Annotated in this window: 15 protein-coding genes; 3 read left to right on the top strand and 12 right to left on the bottom strand. The window is 65.6% G+C overall.

Translation table 11 applies throughout. The features are described 5' to 3' along the window. Positions 1-21: 21 nt before the first annotated feature. The 3 genes from ACTX90_RS14215 to ACTX90_RS14205 form a co-directional block, all read right to left on the bottom strand. A complete protein-coding gene (locus tag ACTX90_RS14215; RefSeq protein WP_052772480.1) occupies positions 22-1422 on the bottom strand; it encodes an NAD-dependent epimerase/dehydratase family protein in 1401 nt (466 codons plus the stop codon). A gap of 190 nt (positions 1423-1612) precedes the next feature. Beyond that, the gene (putP, locus tag ACTX90_RS14210; protein WP_424572827.1) at positions 1613-3118 is read right to left on the bottom strand and encodes a sodium/proline symporter PutP; all 1506 of its coding nucleotides are present in this window, start codon (positions 3116-3118) and stop codon (positions 1613-1615) included. Between the two features lie 141 nt (positions 3119-3259). Continuing rightward, positions 3260-4216: a LysR substrate-binding domain-containing protein gene (locus ACTX90_RS14205; RefSeq protein ID WP_047120012.1), complete on the bottom strand. Its 957-nt coding sequence runs from the start codon at positions 4214-4216 to the stop codon at positions 3260-3262. Positions 4217-4514: 298 nt separating this feature from the next. On the opposite strand from ACTX90_RS14205, the gene ACTX90_RS14200 reads away from it, so the two are divergent. After that, positions 4515-7973: a proline dehydrogenase family protein gene (locus ACTX90_RS14200; protein ID WP_113607221.1), complete on the top strand. Its 3459-nt coding sequence runs from the start codon at positions 4515-4517 to the stop codon at positions 7971-7973. 273 nt (positions 7974-8246) lie between these two features. On the opposite strand, the gene ACTX90_RS14195 is transcribed toward ACTX90_RS14200, so the two are convergent. Both ACTX90_RS14195 and ACTX90_RS14190 read right to left on the bottom strand, forming a co-directional pair. Continuing rightward, positions 8247-8750 carry a hypothetical protein gene (locus ACTX90_RS14195; protein WP_120990871.1) on the bottom strand — a complete coding sequence of 168 codons (504 nt, stop codon included), beginning with the start codon at positions 8748-8750 and terminating at the stop codon, positions 8247-8249. Positions 8751-9684: 934 nt separating this feature from the next. Continuing rightward, positions 9685-10119 carry an Hsp20/alpha crystallin family protein gene (locus ACTX90_RS14190; RefSeq protein ID WP_443442277.1) on the bottom strand — a complete coding sequence of 145 codons (435 nt, stop codon included), beginning with the start codon at positions 10117-10119 and terminating at the stop codon, positions 9685-9687. 127 nt (positions 10120-10246) lie between these two features. Here ACTX90_RS14190 and ACTX90_RS14185 point away from each other — a divergent pair, with 127 nt between their 5' ends. Further along, on the top strand, positions 10247-10570 hold the full coding sequence (locus tag ACTX90_RS14185) for a MerR family transcriptional regulator (protein ID WP_113606940.1): 324 nt from the start codon (positions 10247-10249) through the stop codon (positions 10568-10570). A 1298-nt stretch (positions 10571-11868) separates the two neighbouring features. On the opposite strand, the gene ACTX90_RS14180 is transcribed toward ACTX90_RS14185, so the two are convergent. The 5 genes from ACTX90_RS14180 to ACTX90_RS14160 all read right to left on the bottom strand — a co-directional run bounded on the left by ACTX90_RS14180 (position 11869) and on the right by ACTX90_RS14160 (position 16697). Beyond that, on the bottom strand, positions 11869-12453 hold the full coding sequence (locus tag ACTX90_RS14180; protein ID WP_443442276.1) for a hypothetical protein: 585 nt from the start codon (positions 12451-12453) through the stop codon (positions 11869-11871). Between the two features lie 90 nt (positions 12454-12543). Then, on the bottom strand, positions 12544-13716 hold the full coding sequence (locus ACTX90_RS14175; protein ID WP_161447323.1) for an ABC transporter permease: 1173 nt from the start codon (positions 13714-13716) through the stop codon (positions 12544-12546). Beyond that, a complete protein-coding gene (locus ACTX90_RS14170) occupies positions 13713-14594 on the bottom strand; it encodes an ABC transporter ATP-binding protein (protein WP_424572830.1) in 882 nt (293 codons plus the stop codon). The genes ACTX90_RS14175 and ACTX90_RS14170 overlap by 4 nt, the downstream gene beginning before the upstream one ends. A gap of 82 nt (positions 14595-14676) precedes the next feature. Then, positions 14677-15333 (bottom strand): response regulator, encoded by a 657-nt coding sequence (locus tag ACTX90_RS14165; protein WP_047120005.1) that lies wholly within the window; start codon positions 15331-15333, stop codon positions 14677-14679. Continuing rightward, on the bottom strand, positions 15330-16697 hold the full coding sequence (locus ACTX90_RS14160; protein ID WP_047120004.1) for a sensor histidine kinase: 1368 nt from the start codon (positions 16695-16697) through the stop codon (positions 15330-15332). The genes ACTX90_RS14165 and ACTX90_RS14160 overlap by 4 nt, the downstream gene beginning before the upstream one ends. A 151-nt stretch (positions 16698-16848) precedes the next feature. Between ACTX90_RS14160 and ACTX90_RS14155 the strand changes: the two genes are divergently transcribed. Next, a complete protein-coding gene (locus ACTX90_RS14155) occupies positions 16849-17400 on the top strand; it encodes an acyl-CoA thioesterase (protein ID WP_047120003.1) in 552 nt (183 codons plus the stop codon). On the opposite strand, the gene ACTX90_RS14150 is transcribed toward ACTX90_RS14155, so the two are convergent. Together ACTX90_RS14150 and ACTX90_RS14145 are read right to left on the bottom strand one after the other, a co-directional pair. Next, the gene (locus ACTX90_RS14150; RefSeq protein WP_113606937.1) at positions 17397-18011 is read right to left on the bottom strand and encodes a phosphoribosylanthranilate isomerase; all 615 of its coding nucleotides are present in this window, start codon (positions 18009-18011) and stop codon (positions 17397-17399) included. The two genes, ACTX90_RS14155 and ACTX90_RS14150, sit on opposite strands and share 4 nt — an antisense overlap. Continuing rightward, positions 18008-19021 carry an acyl-CoA thioesterase gene (locus tag ACTX90_RS14145; RefSeq protein ID WP_237562179.1) on the bottom strand — a complete coding sequence of 338 codons (1014 nt, stop codon included), beginning with the start codon at positions 19019-19021 and terminating at the stop codon, positions 18008-18010. The genes ACTX90_RS14150 and ACTX90_RS14145 overlap by 4 nt, the downstream gene beginning before the upstream one ends. Positions 19022-19085 lie beyond the last annotated feature (64 nt).

The following is a 19085-nucleotide window of genomic DNA, read 5'->3' as shown; positions in this document are numbered from 1 at the left end:
ACCGACCTATCCCGGATCCGGCTAGCGACCAACGGTCGCCGCGAAATCCAGCTCCTTGAATTCGAAACCTGCGTCGCGAAGGACAGTGCTGGTCGCCTTGCGTCCTGTCAGGATGACCCGGGCATTGGTGCCCATGACCGCCGCGCCCACCGTGGGAATTAGGCTCCCGGTCGGCACACCGGGCATCCCGGCCAGCGAGCGCAGGGCTGTCATCACTTCCTCGTTGCGCAGCGGATTCGGGGCCGTGGCGTGCACGATTCCGTCGGGGATTTCAGGTGCTTCAAGGCGCAGCAGGCAACGGATGACGTGCAGCCAATCTTCCATGCCGATCCAGCTGAACCACTGCTTGCCGTGGCCCAGCTTTCCGCCCAGCCCGGTGTTCGCCAGCAGATTCAGCGGGCCGAGCAACGGGGCGTCCGGATGCATGACCAGGGAGGTGCGCAGGATGTAGCGGTGCTTCGCATTGACCTGAGCCTGGGTGAACGCTTTCTCCCACGCGGCGGCAACACCGGTCATCTCGGGCAGCGCCTGCTCGCCGGTGGGGATGGGGCTGGACTCGGTGAGTTCCGTTTCGCCGGCATCGGAGAAGATCGCGGTGGTGCTGGACTGGATCCAGGTGGCCAGCTTCGAGCCCTTGGCGGTGGCCTCGGCCAGCGTACGGGTGGTGCGCACCCTCGAATCTGTCAGTTCGGCGATATTCTGGGCGGTGTTGCGCTTGTCCACGCGCTCGCCGGCCAGGTTGACCAGGTGCACCGGTCGGTCGCTGGCGAAGGCACCGGTCCACGGGCCCTGGTGCTGCCCATCCCAGATGTACTGTTCGGCGGGGAAATCAGCCTCGCGGGTGCGCGAAAGCACCGCCACCGAGGCACCTCGGCAGACCAGGTCCGCGGCGAGGTTGCGGCCCAGGAACCCGCGCCCGCCGGCAATGACCACATGGGCGTTGAGCTTGATGTGCGCGGTGTGGGCGATCAGCCGGTAGAGCCGGGCTGCGGACACGGCGAAGTCCTCGCACAGGTCCTTGCCCACGGTGAACTTGAAGGCGGTGGTGCCCGGTCCGTGCAGCTCGACGGTGAAGTGCAGCATGCAGCCGCCTTCGTGCTCGTCGACGCGCCAGCGCAGCACCATGGAACCGCCGGGCTGAGGCTGGGTGAACTCGACCATGCGTGCGGCCTGGTTGCGGCGGGTGATGGAGCCGGACGGCGCGGTGGCCCGGTGCAACGGGCCGAAGACCTTGCCCGGAGGCAGCAGGTCCACCTTGGTGCCGACTCCGCGCTGGTCGTCATGCACCGTGAAGCCCAGCTGCTTCATCCAGTGCCCGGTCTGCGAGAGGTTTCCGACGATCGAATACACGGCGTCGGCGCCCGCCGCCAGGAACTGCGACTCAGTGCGCTGCCAGTGCGTGAACTTCTTGGTGCTGCTCATCGAGATTCCCCCTGCGTCGTGGAGCTTGCGGCTTATCCCAAGGCTACTTGGTGGAAGGCTGTTCGGTGGGCAGGAACCGGACGTGTGCTCGGACTGTTACGCGATCTGCTGTTCGAGGAAAACAAAGGCTCCCGCCGTCCCCTGGGTCCGGGGATGGCGGGAGCCATATGCAGGTTGGCGCGGGCGGCGCTTAGGCGGTGACCTTGACGCCGAGCTCGTTCTCCATTTCGGTGAATTCTTCCTGCACCTGCTCGTTGTGGCGGTAGGTGCCCAGGGACACCAGCCAGGCAACCAGCAGGTTGATGGCGAAGCCAGGAACGATTTCATACATTGCATTCGAAAGATCTGGGATGTTGCCCCAGACGAAGACGACCACGGCGCCGGAGACCATGCCGGCGAAGGCGCCTATGGCGGTCAGCTTGCGCCAGTACAGGCTCAGCAGCACAATCGGGCCGAAGGCGCCGCCGAAGCCAGCCCAGGCAAACGATACGAGCTTGAGGATCGATGAATTCGGGTCCAGCGCCAGCAGCACGGCGATGACCGCGATAACCAGCACGCCGGCGCGGCCCAGATTCACCAGGGCCTTCGGGGAGGCCTTGCGGCCGGCGATGTTGTACAGGTCCTCCACCAGCGCGGAGGAGCAGACGATCAGCTGCGAGGACATGGTGGACATAATCGCCGCCAGCACCGCCGCCAGCACCAGGCCGGCGATCAGCGGGTGGAAGAAGACCTGGCTGAGCAGCAGGAAGACGGTCTCGCTGCTGGACTTGTCCAGCGGAGTGTCGGCGAAGTAGGCGATGCCGATCAGTGCGGTGCACACCGCGCCCAGGGTGGTCAGGAACATCCAGCCGATGCCGATGCGGCGTGCGCTCTTGGCCTCGGCCGGGGTGCGCAGCGCCATGAAGCGCACCAGGATGTGCGGCTGGCCGAAGTAGCCGAAGCCCCAGGCTGCGGTGGAGAAGATCGCGACGATGGCAAGGAAGGTGCCGTTGCCGTCGAAGGAGGAGAACAGGTTGAAGGCCACGGGGTTGGCGTCGGTGATGCGCTGGCCCAGGGTATTGATGTCTCCGACCTGCAGGACTGCCACGATAGGCACCGCGACCAGGGCCGCGAACATCAGCAGGCCCTGGACCATGTCGGTCAGCGAGGCGCCCAGGAAGCCGCCGAACAGCGTGTACAGCAGGGTGATGCCGGCGACGAATAGCAGGCCGGTCATGTACGGCCAGTTGAAGGTGGAGTCGAAGAACTTGCCGGCGGCCACCATGCCCGAGGAGACATAGAAGGTGAAGAAGCCCAGGATGATGATCGAGGAGGCAATGCGCAGCATGTGCGTGCCGTCCTTCAGGCGCTTCTCGAAGTAGCTCGGGATGGTGATCGCGTTCTGCGCGATGGCGGTGTAGGAGCGCAGGCGCGGGGCCACGAACTTCCAGTTCAGCCAGGCGCCGATGAGCAGGCCGATGGCGATCCAGGCTTCGTGCATGCCGCCCAGGTAGATGGCACCGGGCAGGCCCATGAGCAGCCAGCCGGACATGTCCGAGGCGCCAGCCGACAGCGCGGCCACCCAGGGCTTCAGGCCGCGGTCGGCCAGCATGTAGTCATCGATGTTGTTGGTGCGGCGATACGCGATATAGCCGATGCCAAGCATGGCGGCCATGTAGATCGCGATCGCGATCATCTGAAAAGTCTGGTCGGACATGTTTCCTCATAACCTGTTCTGCCCGCCGCGATGATGTACCGGGGCAGGACGCGGGTCTTGTGGTGCGAGTCACCACTATGGCACCAATTGGACGGTTTGTCGCGTTCCGCCCGGAGCGTTGTTACTGAAATGTGACCCAACTCATCGAAGGAGCCGTTTGGTCGGCGGCGGGTCGGCCGAACCCTGCTCGTCGATCATTCCAGGCTGCCGGTGCAGCAGCGAGCGCACCGCCTGCATGGCCGGGGACTGGGTCGAGGAATGCCGCATGGCGGTGAAGATGGTGCGCATCGGCGCGCCCGGCAGCTCGACCGCGCGCAGCGTCCCGGAATCGGTGCGCAGCACCAGTGCGGGCAGCAGCGCCACCGCGTTGCCGGACGCCACCAGCTGCAGATGGGCCTGTAGGTCCGCGGTTTCGTAGCGCACGTCCGGCTCGAAGCCGGCCAGCCGGCAGGACTGCTCGGCCCAGTGGCGGCTGGCCGCACCCTCCGGCTCCATCACCCAGGGCAGGTGCGCGGCGTGCTCCAAGGTGGCGACCCGGTCGAATTCGGCATTGCCCGCCGCACCCCGGGCCGGCAGCGCCAACCGGATGGCGTCGTGCGTCAGCACTCGTCGGTCGAGGTTTTCATAGTGCGGGGCGGCGTGCCCGGGGTACTGCTCGGCGACCACCAGGTCGAAGTTGCGGCTGCTGGTTTCGTGCAGCGCCTCGGCCGGCTCCTGCTGGCTCATCTCCACCCGCAGGCGCGGGTAGGTGGTGCGCAGCTCGCGCAGTACCGGCGGCATCAGGGCCAGCATGGCGGTTTGGAACACGGCCAGGCGCACGGTACCGGTGACCGTGGACAAGGTGGCGGCCAGCGCCGCTTCGGCCCGCTCCATGGAGCCAAGCAGTTCCTCGGTGTGGGCCACCAGGACCTGGGCCTGCGGGGTCAGCTGCAGCGTGCGTCCGGTGCGGCGCAGCAGCTCCACGCCCGCTTCCGCCTCCAGCTGGGTGAGCTGCTGCGAAACCGAGGAAGGGGAGTAGCTGAGCACGTCGGCGACCTCCGCGATGGTGCCGCGGATGCTCAATTCCCGAAGCAGCCGCAATCGGCGCAGTTCAAGCATGGTTTACCCCCGCGTTTTCCGGTGAATTTCAGACCCTGTGGAAACATTAGCAAACCCGAATGAAATCCTTCGGTTTTGTTCACTTTTGCTTAACCCGCAAAAGGGTCATACTCAATCTTGCACACAGCTTCGCGTGGCGCGTGGTTCCTGACCGGAGCAGGCGGCCAGCACAGCCCAAAAACGACCTGAGCGTTCGGTGCCGAACCCCCATGTACGAACCGCATCGAAGGGACCACAAGTGTCTTCCACCAACACCCAGCACCTCGTGCCGCCGGCCGTCGACGCCGCCGGCAACACCATGACCACCCCGGCCGAACTGGCCGACGACGCCATCAAGCTGGTCCGCCGCTGGCTCACCGAAGCCGCGCAGTTCCCGACCGACGCCTCCGCCGCCCGCCTGGCCGGAGTGCTCAAGGACCCCAACGGCCTGGACTTCACCGTCGGCTTCGTCGACGGCGTGATCCGTCCCGAGGACCTGAACGTCGCCGCCGCCAACCTCAAGGCCCTGGCCCCGAAGGTGCCGGCCTTCCTGCCGTGGTACATGCGCAAGGCAGTTGGCCTGGGCGGCGTCATGGCGCCGATCGTGCCGCAGATCGTGGTACCGGCGGCCCGCAAGGTGCTGCGCGAGATGGTCGGCCACTTGATCATCGACGCCTCCGACGCCAAGCTGGGCGGCGCGATCTCCAAGATCAAGCGCGAAGGCGTCAACCTGAACGTCAACCTGCTGGGCGAGGCCATCCTGGGCGAGGGCGAAGCAGCCCGCCGCCTGGAGGGCACCACCAAGCTGCTGGCCCGCGACGACGTGGACTACGTGTCCATCAAGGTCTCCGCCACCGTGGCCCCGCACAACCACTGGGCCTTCGACGAGGCGGTGGAGCACATCATCGAGAAGCTCAAGCCGCTCTACGAGCTGGCCAACCGCGGCTCCAAGAAGAAATTCATCAACCTGGACATGGAAGAGTACAAGGACCTGGAGCTGACCATCGCGGTCTTCACCAGGATCCTGTCCATGGACGAGTTCAAGAACCTGGAAGCCGGCATCGTGCTGCAGGCCTACCTGCCGGATGCCCTGGGCGCCATGATCCAGCTGCAGGACTTCGCCTCGGCCCGCGTGGCCGATGGCGGCGCACCGATCAAGGTGCGTGTGGTCAAGGGCGCGAACCTGCCGATGGAAACCATGGAAGCCGACATCCACGGCTGGCCGCTGGCCACCTGGCACACCAAGCAGGACTCCGACACCAGCTACAAGATGGTCATCGACTACGCGCTGCGCCCGGAGCACGTGAAGAACGTGCGCATCGGCGTGGCCGGCCACAACCTGTTCGACGTGGCCCTGGCCTGGCTGCTGGCCAAGTCCCGCGGCGTCACCAAGGGCATCGAGTTCGAGATGCTGCTGGGCATGGCCACCGGCCAGGCCGAGGCGGTGCGCCGCGAGGTCGGCGAGTTGCTGCTCTACACCCCGGTGGTGCACCCGGAAGAATTCGACGTGGCGATCGCCTACCTGATCCGCCGCCTCGAAGAGGGCGCCAGCCAGGAGAACTTCATGTCCGCGGTCTTCGAGCTGGAGAAGAACGAGGCGCTGTTCCAGCGCGAGAAGGACCGCTTCCTGGCTTCCCTGGAGGCCATGAGCGAGCAGGTCCCGGCTCCGCACCGCGTGCAGAACCGCCAGATCCAGGACGAGGCGCTGGCCGGGAAGGTCCAGGGCCTGATCGAGGGCACCACCGGGTTCTTCAACACCCCGGACACCGATCCGGACCTGGCCCAGAACCGCGCCTGGGGCCGCGAGATCCTGGCCAAGATGCAGGACTCGTCGCTGGGCAAGGACCTGGTCTCCTCGCACACCATCCACTCCTCCTCGGAACTGGATGAGGCCATCGCCATGGGCGTGGACGCCGCCGCCGGCTGGCAGGCACTGGGCTCGGCCAAGCGCGCCGAGATCCTGCACCGCGCCGGCCAGCTCTTCGAAGAGCGCCGCGCCACCATGCTCGAGGTGCTCGGCTCCGAGTGCGGGAAGACCATCGACCAGGGCGACGTGGAAGTCTCCGAGGCGATCGACTTCGCCCACTACTACGCCCAGCGCGGCCGCGACCTGGACTCCGTCGACGGTGCGACCTTTGTGCCGTCCAAGCTGACCGTGGTCACCCCGCCGTGGAACTTCCCGATGGCGATCCCTGCCGGCTCCACCCTGTCGGCCCTCGCCGCGGGTTCCGCCGTCATCATCAAGCCTGCCAGCCAGGCCGCGCGCATCGGCGCCGTCATGGTCAAGGCCCTGTGGGACGCCGGCGTGCCGAAGGACGTGCTGCAGCTGGTCTTCGTCGGTGAGCGCGAGCTGGGCACCCAGCTGGTCTCCGACGCCCGCGTCGACCGCCTGATCCTGACCGGCGGCTACGAGACCGCCGAGCTGTTCCGCTCCTTCCGCAAGGACCTGCCGCTGCTTGCGGAGACCTCGGGCAAGAACGCCATCATCGTCACCCCGCATGCGGACCTCGACCTGGCGGCCAAGGATGTGGTGCAGTCGGCCTTCGGCCACGCAGGCCAGAAGTGCTCGGCCTCCTCGCTGGTCGTGCTGGTCGGCTCGGTGGCCACCTCGCGCCGCTTCAACAGCCAGCTGATCGACGCGGTCAAGTCGCTGAAGGTCGGCTACCCGTGGAACCCCGAGTCGCAGATGGGCCCGCTGATCGGCGAGCCGGGCGAGAAGCTCAAGCGCGGCCTGACCACCCTGGGCGCCGGAGAGCGCTGGGAACTGAAGCCCGAGCAGCTCGACGACTCGGGCAAGCTGTACTCCCCGGGCGTGCGCTACGGCGTGAAGCGCGGCAGCGAGTACCACCTGACCGAGTACTTCGGCCCGATCCTCGGCGTGATGACTGCCGAGACCCTGGAAGAAGCAGTGGCCATGGTCAATGAGATCGACTACGGCCTGACCTCGGGCCTGCACTCGCTGGACCAGGACGAACTGGCCTACTGGCTGGAGAACATCCAGGCCGGCAACATCTACGTGAACCGCGGCATCACTGGCGCCATCGTGCAGCGCCAGCCGTTCGGCGGATGGAAGAAGTCGGCCATCGGCGCCGGCACCAAGGCTGGCGGCCCGAACTACCTGGTCGGCATGGGTTCGTGGACCGATGCGCCGGTCACCGAGACCGCCGCGCTGTCCACCTTCGATGAGCGCCTGCTGATCACCGCGGGTCTGGACGAGGCCGACACCCAGTGGCTGTCCGCAGCCCTGGGCAGCGACAAGCTGTGGTGGAACACCGAGTTCAACCAGGCCAAGGACCGTTCAGGTCTGCAGGCCGAGCGCAACGTGTTCCGCTACCGCCCGGTGGACGTGACCGTGCGCTACGAGAACGAGACCAGCGGCCACGGCATTGCCGAGGCGCTGCGCGTGCTGGCCGCCGGCGTGACCGCGGGATCGCGCGTGGTGTTCTCCGCTGACGTCGAGCTGCCGCGCGGCGTGCGCAACCTGCTGGCCGAGCACTCGGTCACCGTGGTGCGCGAAGACGCAGCGGGCTTCGCGGCCCGCGCCGCCAAGCTGGCAGCCAAGACCGGTCCGCAGTCCTCGGCCCGCATCCGCCTGATCGGCGGGTCGCTCTCCGAAGTTGCAGAGGCCACCAACGGCAAGCCTGACGTGGCGATCTACGCCTCGAACGTCACCGGCGCCGGTCGTGTGGAGCTGCTCCCGTTCCTGCACGAGCAGGCAGTGTCCATCACCGCCCACCGCTTCGGCACTCCGAACCACCTGAGCGACTCGTTGATCTAGGCGCCGTCAGCACCAGGTCGAAGACAGGCCGCGGTGAGTTCCCCGACAAGGGGAGCTCGCCGCGGCCTGCGGGTTTAATCGAGGTCCACTGACCAGTGGGCATGAACGCGCGATGCGCTGCCAAGGCCACGGCGATGCCTGGCCGAGCATTGCTGGTTTGGCCGGCAAGCATGGGGCCTCGGAGCAGGGCACGTCGTGTTGTCCCATATCCTCGATGCCGATCTTCCCGTGCCGCCTCTGGGAGGCCACGCGGAAGGAGCGGAACGCTCGAAGCTAGGTACCAGAAGTGCCCAGGGGGATATGTTCGAGTGGGCGCGTGTGCTTCCGGGAGGAATGGATCATCTGTTCGCGGCTGCACGTTAGGCGGTCACTGCGGGCAAACAGCGGAATTTCTCGAACGCGGACATCATGGTTCCATCCCTTGGGCCGGAAGCGCACTGCGGGGCTCTGCATCGCTTTCTGACACATTTCCCGGAAGGTGTACGCTTCATTGCGCTTGAGTTCAACGCCGTCTTCGGGATGCTCGGTGGATTCCGGCCCGGAAACTTGCCACAGGGTGAGCTCGTCCGAATACGGGTCATAACATCCGATAAGGACCGCCGAGTTGTAGGTGGATACCAGCCCCATCGCGGTGTCCAGCGTTTCGTAGGGTGCAGTGATGACTATGGGCATCGCAGGCTGCCAACCATAGCGGCGAAGGTGCTCCTGCGCATGGGGTGACGTCAACAGATTCCTAAGTTCTTCGGCCGTGTGGGTCCGCAATTCTTGGTGAAACATCGCATGTGCTCCTGTCGTTCATGTCCGCAGCAAGTCCTTGCAATCTCAGGTATTCGCCAAGTGCGAGAGCTAATCTGTGTTCTATGTCGGTAGCTGAGTCACCACGAATCATAGGCCCTGCGTATTCTTGTCGCGGCGATTCCGCCTGATTCACAGCTTCCAACCATTTAGCGGGCGGCGGGCGGGGTCGGGACATCCGCTCGCCGGCAGCAAATCGATTGCTTCTCCGGTACCGCTCAAGGTGGGCTGGAGCCGCCAGCGGGGCACTATGCCGGCCTAGGACGATGACTGCATGCCGCTGGGGATCGGCACTGCAATGCGCCCTGGTCGCGGTCGGCACCCGGAGCCGTCCTCCCGTACGATCAGTTCGTTCAACTCGGATCGGTCTTTGGGGTTGATCCAGTGTCCCCGGTGTGGATGCGTCCTTCTTGGCCATAGGCCAAGGAAGCCGGACGAGGCCGCTTCGCTTCTCGCGGTCCTGGGTCGGTTCAGGCATCTGCGCGCCGCTGAACGAATTCTGGCCAACGGGTCGTTCTTGGTGCGAACCGTTGCTGCTCGTTCCGAAGGGGTGCGCCCGGTCTTCGGTTCGGACGCACCCCTGTCGACCACTCTGTTCAGGTTCTTCGGCCAGGCTCACCGGCTACCGGTGGTGAACGCGAATAAACCCTTGCAGGTCCGATGGCGCGTACTGACCTTTCACTCACTCGGGTATCGTTCTCTGCTTCCGGACACCGCTGACTGGGCCGCGGAACACCGTCGAGCGCGGTTCGTCGGCGCGCTCGCGGCGGCTGGTCCTGACGTGGTGCCGTGGATAGCTCGAGCTCGTATATGGCCAGAAGCAACTCGTCATCAATGACCAACGGGTGGAACACCGGATCAATGAAGGCAGACATGACACATCATCTCCGCGCATGCCCCTCAGGGGCATCCTTGACTAGCTGGTTAATTCCTTGGGGTCTTTCCCGCCGCCGTTGACCGCAACCTGGATACGGCGGGGCTTGGCACTTTCGGCCACAGCAATATCCAGCCTCAGCACGCCATCGACATAGGAGGCTTGGATGCTCTCGGTATCCAAATGATCCCCCAGCACCAGTTCGCGGGTGAAGTGGCCCCACAGTCTTTCCGAACCGGTCACGTACTGACGGCCTTCCGGCTTGGTGCGCTCGGCGCGGATGGTCAAGATGTTCTTTTCCACGGCCATGTCGATCTGCTCGGCATCGATGCCTGGTAGATCGAATTCAGCATGGAATCCGTCTTCGTCCCGCCATGCCTCCATTGGCATCGGGTGGACGGGCTCAGAGCTGAGTTGGGTGTTGAAAGCTCGCTGTACCAAGCGGTCGAAATCGCGAAGTACCTCGGTCTGCATCATCTGAACTCATTCCTTTCTGGTGTGACACTCTATGATGGTGCAATTCACTTTCCGTTAGATCTATACCTAACGATGTAGATTTTATAGCATGGGAATCAGAGATCACGCAAGCTACGCAAGGTAAAAAATGTCAAAAAATTCTGCACACCCAGAAGGTGCCTCTCGAACGCATTCCATTGCCACCGCTGCGCAGAGCGTGGGGGTGAGCGTGCAAACTGTCAGGCTTTATGAAGTGCGAGGCTTGATCACCCCAGCACGGACCAGCGGGGGCACGCGCAGGTACCACGCGGAAGATTTGGCCCGGCTGAAGCAGATATCTGAGCTGATCGAGCAGGGCGTGAATCTGGCCGGCATCGGCATCATCTTGGAGCTGGAAGCTGAAAATATCGGCCTACGGGAGCAGCTTGCCGAACAGTCTGCCGAGGGGACGAATGAGCGCATCAGGGAATGAGCCTTGATCCGCCATCCGCCAAGGCCCGGAGGCCAGGGATGCGTTTCTCCTGCGTGGGAGAATGTGCAGTCGGGGGTTTGCTGCCGTGGCCGTGCATCAACGAGAGAGCCATCGCCAAGAACGCTGGGACGTCGAGCTTGAGCGGCGATCGAGATGACCGGGCCATGCGCGTCCTGTGTCCCGATGGTCTTCCGGACTCTGCGCGCAGATTCACCAGCAGCTCGAAAAAGGGCAGGGCGGACCGTTGGCCAAGATCTGCCGGTGCTGTGCTCCGCCAGGCAACGTGACTGCCATGCCTGCTTGCCGGCATTGGAGAGGAAGCAGCAGAGACAGAGCAAGCGGACGAAGCCTCTTAAAAGGAGGAACATCCCATTGGGCAATGGGATGCTTCCTCGCAAAAGTTACCGCAGCGCGGGATCCGTTGCCCACGGTACTGCCCTTCCAGATCTGCATACGCAAATGCGTGGAAAATTACTCGACGAAAGCACGCATCCGCAAAGGGCACCTCACGAGCGTTTTGACGCTATCTGGGAGTATCCACTCGAAGGACATGGGCAAGAGTTCCGCACTCTTAGTAATCTGCCGGTGGATCCGAGGCCGGGAACGATTCCTTCTCCCACTCGCGGGCCAGGGCCTCCTCTTCCTCTTTGGTCTCCTTGCTAAGTACTTCATTTTTCTTCGGGACTAGCGTCCACTCGATCTCGGTTCATCTTGTTCCCTGCCTTCTTGGGAATCCCTGAATCACCTCGTTGACGATTCGTCCGCAAATAATTGCGCGGCAGCCTCTGCGAATCGCGGGTCCGCCTGCGGCACGAGCCAGCCCTCTGGCATGCCCTGGCCTTGGCGGCTGACGGCTCTTCGACCCGTAGGCTCCGTGCAGCGCGTTCCCCTGGATCCCGGTGGCGGGATGGGACAGCCGGTTCCACGCGCCAGCAAGCACATCTCAAGCAGACGAAGGCGGCGTGCAGGCATCAACCAGCGGGGAAGGAAGTGAAACTACAGTGCCCTCCGTCTCGCCCTAGCTTGGGAGGCAACTGCGTTCGGCTGCGAACCCCCGGCAGGTAGTTCTCGTTCCCGCATGCCAGCTGCGCAATAACGCGCCGGTCGTTGAACCCTTGAAGTCGTGGAAAAGCCCGGATTCCGGGGCCTGGCAAATGGCAGGGCGGGTAAAGATTCTCGCAGCGCTGGCGGTGCCGTCCGCAGCCTGCTTGGCCAGTTCCATAAGGGCCTGTCTTGCGCCCTCGCCGCCTGCCGGGATTCCCCGGGATCCGTTGCCAGCGATCCGGCATGTTCGGCAATCAGCGCGGGAGCACCCGCGCCGAATAGCGTGCCACAGCGAAATCGGCCAGAGCCGCCAGTGCGGCAGGCACGATGTAGCGGGCGACGGTGACCACGGCGAAGAGGGTGAAGGTTCCGTCCCCGGATCGGGAGACAGCCTGCACCGCGAAGCCCATGCCCAGGGTGGAAGCCAGTCCGACCAGCCAGCCAGCCAGCCGGCGCTGGCGCAGGATGAACCAACCGGTCATGCTCAGCACCGGCAGCAGCAGGCCCCAGACGGTGAAGTAGCCGGCGTACGCGCCGGTGAGGTCCAGTGCCGAGACCAGGAACCAGTCCGCGTATTGCACCGAACCTAGCACCGGAAACTTGAGCAGCACGTCGAGGACCAAAGACAGCAGCACCAGCCCGATGCCGAAGATCTTCGTGTCCCGCGGCAGCGGCAGCAGCCAGAAGCTTGCGAGCACGAGAACCCGGAGGGCCCACAGGGCGATGACCGACAGCACGCCGGTATCGAAGACGTAGTGCGCGGTGGCCAGGATGGTTGAGCCGATGATTCCGCTCAGGGCCACCAGCCAAACGACGATCAGCCGGGCGGACAAATTCACAAGGGGTTTCTCTTCTCGCACCCGAATGATTTTAGCGACCCCGCCTGTGCACCGGCTGATCCGCGACGTGCGGTTTTCCGGCAGCTGGCGCTAGAGCTCGAGCTTCATGGCCCTGCGAAGGGTCAGTGCCCCGCCGGTGTGCATGACCGCGCGGCGGTAGATGCGTTCGGAGAAGAGCAGCACGGCCCAGCACGCGGCCAGCAGCACGGCCAGCGACAGCAGCGGTTCCCACAGGGCCACGTCCCCGGACAGCATGCGGATGGGCATCGCCACCGAAGAGGCGATCGGGATATACGAGGCGAGGACCAGGAAGCCGCCCTTGGCGTAGATGCCAATGAACATCACCGCCACCAGCGCGCCGATGATCGGGCCGCTGGACTGCTGCAGGTCCTCGGTGCGGGTGGCCAGTGCGCCCAGCGCTGCCCAGATGCCCGCGAGCAGCATGAACCCGCCGAGGAAGAAGACAACGAACCATCCGGCCACGGTGGAGACCACGCCGAGGAACGGGATCTCGCCGGGCGCCAGGTAGGCCGCCAGCAGGCCGACACCGAGGAACAGGAGCAGCTGGACCATGGCCAGGATGACGTTGCCGATGATCTTGCCGGCCAGCAGCTGGCGCAGCCTGACGGTGCTGGCAAGGATCTCGACCACGCGGTTCTGCTTCTCCTCGATCACCGAGTTGGCGATCGGCATGCCGAAGATCAGCGCCGCCATGTAGAAGAGGAAGGAGAAGATGAAGGCCATCGCGCGGATCATCGAGCTGCGTTCGGAATCTCCCTGCAACTGCTCGGTTTCCAGGTCATCCGCCGTCGGCAGCGCGGAGGCGTCCAGCCCTTGGGCGGACAATAGCTGGTCGGTGAGCACCGTGCGCATCGCGGTGGAGACCAGCTGTTCCAGATCGGCGTCGAGCTCGTCGAAGCCGGTGAGCGTCATGCTGCGCTGGTCGGCGGAGGAGGCCAGCATCGCGTCGATGTCCTGCGACTGAACCTGGTCACGGGCCTGTCCGGGGTCGAGCTGGGAGATGGCAAGGCTCATGTTCTCCGGGCGCTGGTCCTGGGCCTCGGTGAGAACCTGGTAGCTGAGCGGGTCGGTGGCGGCCACGGAGTAGTCCGCGGACTTGCTGCCCAGGAATCCGGTGAGCGCGACGGCGCCGATGATCAGCGCCAGGGTGCCGAGGGTGGAGATGACGAAGGCCTTGTCCTTGAGCTTCGTCTCGACTTCGCGCAGAGCCACGATCAGCCAGGGGGCGGAGGTGGTGTTCATTTGATGATCTCCCGGTAGATGTCGGCCAGGGCGGGGCGGTGGATCGCGAACTCGGTGACGGTGCCCAGCGACAGGGCCTCGCGCAGCACGCGCTGGGAGTCGGTCTCGGTCTGGAAGTTCACCAGTGCCCGGGAGCCGGAGATGTCGATCACCTCGACCCCGGGCTCGTCGCGCAGCCATCCGGCGTCCGCGCCGAGCGAGAGCTTGTGGCGGGTGGCCTGCGATGCTCGCAGGTCCTCGGCGGAGGCGTTGGCCAGGATGCGGCCGTCCTGGATGATGACCAGGTGGTCGACCAGCACGTCGAGCAGGTCCAGCTGGTGGGAGGAGAACAGCACCGGGACGCCGCGGGAAGCGTAGTCGCGCAGGATGGAGCTCATGGAGTCCACCGCAATGGGGTCCAAGCCGCTGAAGGGTTCGTCGAGGATCAACACCTCCGGCTCATGCAGCAGCGCCGCGGCGACCTGGACGCGCTGCTGGTTGCCCAGCGAGAGGGATTCGAGCTTGGACTTGGCGCGGTCGTCCAGGCCGAAGCGGGCCAGCAGCTCCATGGCGCGGCGGCGGGCCTCGGACCGGGAGAGCGAATGCAGCTGGCCGAGGTACACCAGCTGGTCCATGATCGGCTGCTTGGGATACAGTCCGCGCTCCTCGGGCATGTAGCCGAAGTGGGGGCGGGTATCGCCCTCCAGCGGCTTCCCGTCCAGGCTCACGGTGCCCGAACTGGCCTTCAGCAGCCCCATGATGATGCGCATCGTGGTGGTCTTGCCGGCCCCGTTGGCGCCGACGAAGCCGGTCAGCGCGCCGCGCGGCACGGTGAAATTGACGTCGTCCAACACAAGCCGCTCCGCGAAGGAACGCGACACGTTGTGTACCTCTAGCATGGTCATCCTTTAGCTGCTGTGCCTTGTCTACCTCCTAGCCTAGGAATCCAGGCGGCGGCGGGGCTCACTCTGCAGGCTGAAACTATTGGATGAGTCCGACGCGGTGGGCGAAGAGCACACCCTGGACCCGGTCCCTCAGATGCAGTTTCGCCAGCAGGTTCGACAGGTGGGTCTTCACCGTCGCCTCCGACAGGGAGAGCACCGCGGCGATCTCCTGGTTGTTCTTGCCCTTGGCCAGCTCGGTGAGCACCTGCAGCTCGCGTTCGGTCAGGGCGGAGAGCAGGTCCTGCCCGTCCGCGTCCGGCGCCGCCTCGGCCGGGGCGGAGCGGTGGCGGATGAGCTTGAGGGTGACCTCGGGGGAGAGCAGGCCGTGGCCCGCGGCGACCTGGTGCACTGCGGTGATCAGCGTTTCCGGGTCGGTGTTCTTCAGCAGGAAGCCGCTGGCCCCGGCGTCCAGGGCGTCGAAGAGGTAGTCGTCGCGGTTGAACGTGGTCAGCACCACGACCTTGGTGTCGGTGTCCCGGCTGATCCGGGAGGTGGCGGCGATGCCGTCCAGCTGCGGCATCTGGATGTCCATCAGGACCACGCTTGGATTCAGCTCGGTGACCAGCGCCACCCCCTGTTCGCCGTTCTCAGCGGTGCCCACCACGCTGATCTGCGGGTCGGTTTCCAGGATCAGCTTCAGCGAGGAGACGATCAGAGGCTGGTCGTCGCAGATCACGACGGATATCTTGCTCATGGCACCAGTGTAGTTTCCGCGCCGGCCACCACCCGCAGCCGCGCCCGGGTGCGCCAGCCGTGCGGGACGCGCGGGCCGATCTCCACCAGACCGTGGTGCAGATTGGCCCGCTCTCGGATGCCGCGCAAGCCGAAGCCGCTGCCGGAGCTGTCAGGGAGCGTAGTTCCCTCGTCGGTGATCTCTGCTTCGACCCACGGGCCCTGCTCGTCGACGCCCGAGCGCAGGCTCAGGGTGGCGCGGCGGGCGGTGGAGTGCCGGCGGACATTGGCCAGGGCCTCGCCGCAAATCCGGTAGAGGGCCAGGGACACGCCGGCGGGCAGCGAGTCCAGGTAGCCGGGGGTGTGCTCGGCGCGGGAGAGCTCGACGGCCAGGCCTTGCGCGCGGTTCTCCGCCAGCAGCGTCGGCAGCTGCTTCATCGACGGTTCAGGCCGGCGCGCGTCGCCGCCGGAATCAGGCAGCATGTCGCCCCCGCTTTCGCGCAGCACGCCGAGCAGCGCGCGGGTCTCGCCCACGGCGCTGCGCGCCGAGTCCTCGATGCCCTTCATGAGCTCGGCGGCTTTTTCCGGGTCGCGCCGCTGGACCATGCGCGCGGCGCCGGCCTGGACCCCGACCGAGGCGATGTGGTGGGCGATCACGTCGTGCAGCTCGCGGGCGATGCGCAGGCGCTCCTCGTTCACCGCGCGGTCCGCCAGTTGCTGGGACTGGTCGGCGATGCGCTGCGCTTGGGTCTTGACCAGTTCGTTGGCGTAGGCATTGGACCAGCTGACCAGCCCGAGGAAGATGGAGCCGCCGAAGAACAGCAGGTTGATCAGGAAGGTGTACAGCGGGAAGGCGATATCCGCCGGGATGTCGCCGGCGGGGTTGTCCACCATGCTGACGTCCATGGATTTCATCAGGTCCGAGGTGAACAGGTCGATGATGATCCAGACGGCCATGGCCAGCAGCACGATGCTCAAGATGCTCCACAGCGCGCGGCGGTTCCGCGACCAGGTGACGGCAGTGTACAGGCCCAGGAAGTAGGCAAGCTGCGCGCAGATCTGCATGGTGACCATGTAGGCCTCCGAGGTGCCGCTGACCATGAAGGCGGCGGAGCCCAGAAGCATCATGGAAATCGGCCAGCGCCTGCGGAACATCAGCGGCAGGATCATCGCCGACAGCACTGCCAGCGACGCCCCCTGAGATGGGGCGTGCTCGACCTCGGTCAGCGAGAGGCTCAGCTGCTGCATCACGATGGCGAAGGCCAGCAGCCCCAGCGCGGCGAACATGTCGCGGCGCAGGCCGGCCTTGTCGGGGGCCGGGCGTTCCCAGTCGGCGGGCGGGAGGGAAGGAAGCCGCCGGTGGACGTAGTCGGTCAGTCGGCGCATGGCGGCTCCTTGGACAAGTGCGTCGTTCAAAAGTCGCTTTCGACTTTAGCGGGCGGCGAGGGGAAAACGCGTGATCCGGCAGGATTAGGCCAAAGGTTGAGAGCGGAGGAAACAACTGGGAAAACAAGTTACCGAACGGTAATGTGATGGTATGCACATGATTTTTCGAATCCTGATGGTGTTCTTCAAAAGCAAGAAAGCACCGAAGCTGTCGATGTTCGACACCGGCTCGGTGAGCATGCGGGCCACGCTGACCGACATCGACTTCGCAGGCCACATCAACAACGGCATGTACTTCTCGATCTTCGACCTGGGCCGCTTCGACCTGATGTTCCGCTCGGGCGTCTGGGACATCCTGCGCAAGAAGAAGTGGACCCCGGTGGTGCAGTGCGAAACCATCACCTTCCGCAAATCCGTCGAGCTGGGCAAGAAGTTCTCCCAGGAAACCCGCTTGCTGGGGCTGGACGAGAAATGCATCTACTTCGAGCAGCGCATCGTGGTCGACGGGGAGATCTACGCCCGCGCCTACATCGCGACCCGCATGACCTCGAAGAAGGGCGCGGTGTCCAACGAGGAGATCATGCAGGCGGTGGGGCTGGAGGTTCCCGCGGACCGTGTGGTCCCGCAGTGGCTGCACGACTGGCGCGAAAACGGCGCGCTGCCAGGCTCCCGCAAGCCCGCGCCGCACAACTGGCTGGGCTAGCCGGCTATGGTCTTCGCGGCGTCGAGAAACGCGGCGATCAGCTGCGGGTCCTTGACCCCGCGCGAGGATTCCACCCCGGAGGAGACATCCGCGCCGGAGGCCTGCGATTGCTCCAGCGCGCCGGCCACGTTGCCGGAATGCAGCCCCCCGGCCACCAGCCAGCGGCGCCCCGCCGCCAGCTCGCGCACCGCGGCGTAGTCCCAGCTTTCGCCGCTGCCGGGAACGGCTGCGTCGATCAGCAGGAAGTCCTCGCCCCAGTCCTCGAACTCGCTTGCTCCGGCATCCATGCGCACGGCGCGGATCGCATGGAATCCAGCAGCCTTGACCGCGGCGATGTCCTCAGGGGTGCGCCGTCCGTGCAGCTGGATCCAGCCGACGCCGGCCTGCCGGGAGAGCCGGATCGCGGTGTCCGCGTCCTCGGAGCGGAATACCGCCACCGTGGCCACCGCGGCGGGAACAGCGGAGAGCAGTTCGGCGGCCAGGGCGGGGGAGACCTCGCGCGGGCTGGGGGTCAGCACGAAGCCCAGGGCGTCGGCGCCGTGGGCCACGGCGGCCGCGACGTCCTGTGCGGTGGACAGCCCGCAGACCTTCACGAAGGGCGAAGCGCTCACTTGGACTGCTCCTGGGCTGCGCCGGCCTGCCCCGGATCGTGCGCCAGGTGGGTCGGGGTGTAGCCGCCGGGGGCGTTGGCGCGGATGGTCAGCAGCTCCAGCGCGTGGTCGTGCAGGCGGTGGTCCTCCTCGGTGACCGGGATCCATGGCTTGACCGGCACCGCGGTGCCGGTCTCGTCGCGGGTGACCATGATGGTCAGGCAGTAGGTGGTCAGGTTCATTTCGCGGGTCTTCGGGTTGCCCGAGCGCACGTGCACCGCGATGTGCATGCCCTTGGTGCCGGTGTAGACCAGGCGGGCCTCGACCTCCACCAGGTCCCCGATGAACAACGGGCGGTAGAAGCGGATGCCGCCGGAGAACACCGCGACGGTGTCCAGCCCGCAGTAGCGCGAGGCGCACAGTGCCGCGGCCTCGTCGATCCACTTCATCACGATGCCGCCGTGCACCTTGCCGCCCCAGTTCACGTCGGTGGGCGAGGCCATGAAGCGCAGGACTACGCGCTCGGCGGTGCCGGCGTTCGAGTAGACCTGGTCCTTCATCGAGGCGACGATCTGGTTGCGGACCTCGATGCGGGCCAGCGCGTTGTTGCGCAGCTCGATCTCCCGCAGGGATTCGGGAACGTAGTTCGGCACCGCGGTGGGCTTGCCGTTGCCGTCCACCGCCACGAAGATCACCAGGCAGGTGGTGGACATGGTGGGGCGCAGCTCGCGCGGATCCGAGAAGGAGACCTCGGTGCGGATGTGCATGGAGGTGCTGCCGGTGTAGACCACCGAAGCGGTGACCTCCACCAGGTCGCCGGAGCTGATGGGATCCTCGAAGCGGATGTTCCCCACGTAGGCGGTGACGCAGTAGCTGGAGGACCAGCCCACGGCCGCGGCGTAGGCGGCCTTGTCGACCCATTCCAGCACGGTGCCGGCGGAGACCGTGCCGGCCACCCCGACATCCATCGGGGCCGCCAGGAAGCGAAGGGTCACCGAATTCGGTCGGGTGGCAGGTGCAGGACTCATCATGCGTTCAAGTCTGACTGATGCGAAACCCTGCGGGCAATCTGTGACATCCCGGCCCCGCCGCGGG

Source organism: Glutamicibacter soli (assembly GCF_052322135.1).
Taxonomy (GTDB): domain Bacteria; phylum Actinomycetota; class Actinomycetes; order Actinomycetales; family Micrococcaceae; genus Glutamicibacter; species Glutamicibacter soli.
Note: the sequence above shows the minus strand (reverse complement) of the source record. Positions and strands in the feature narration are given on the sequence as shown.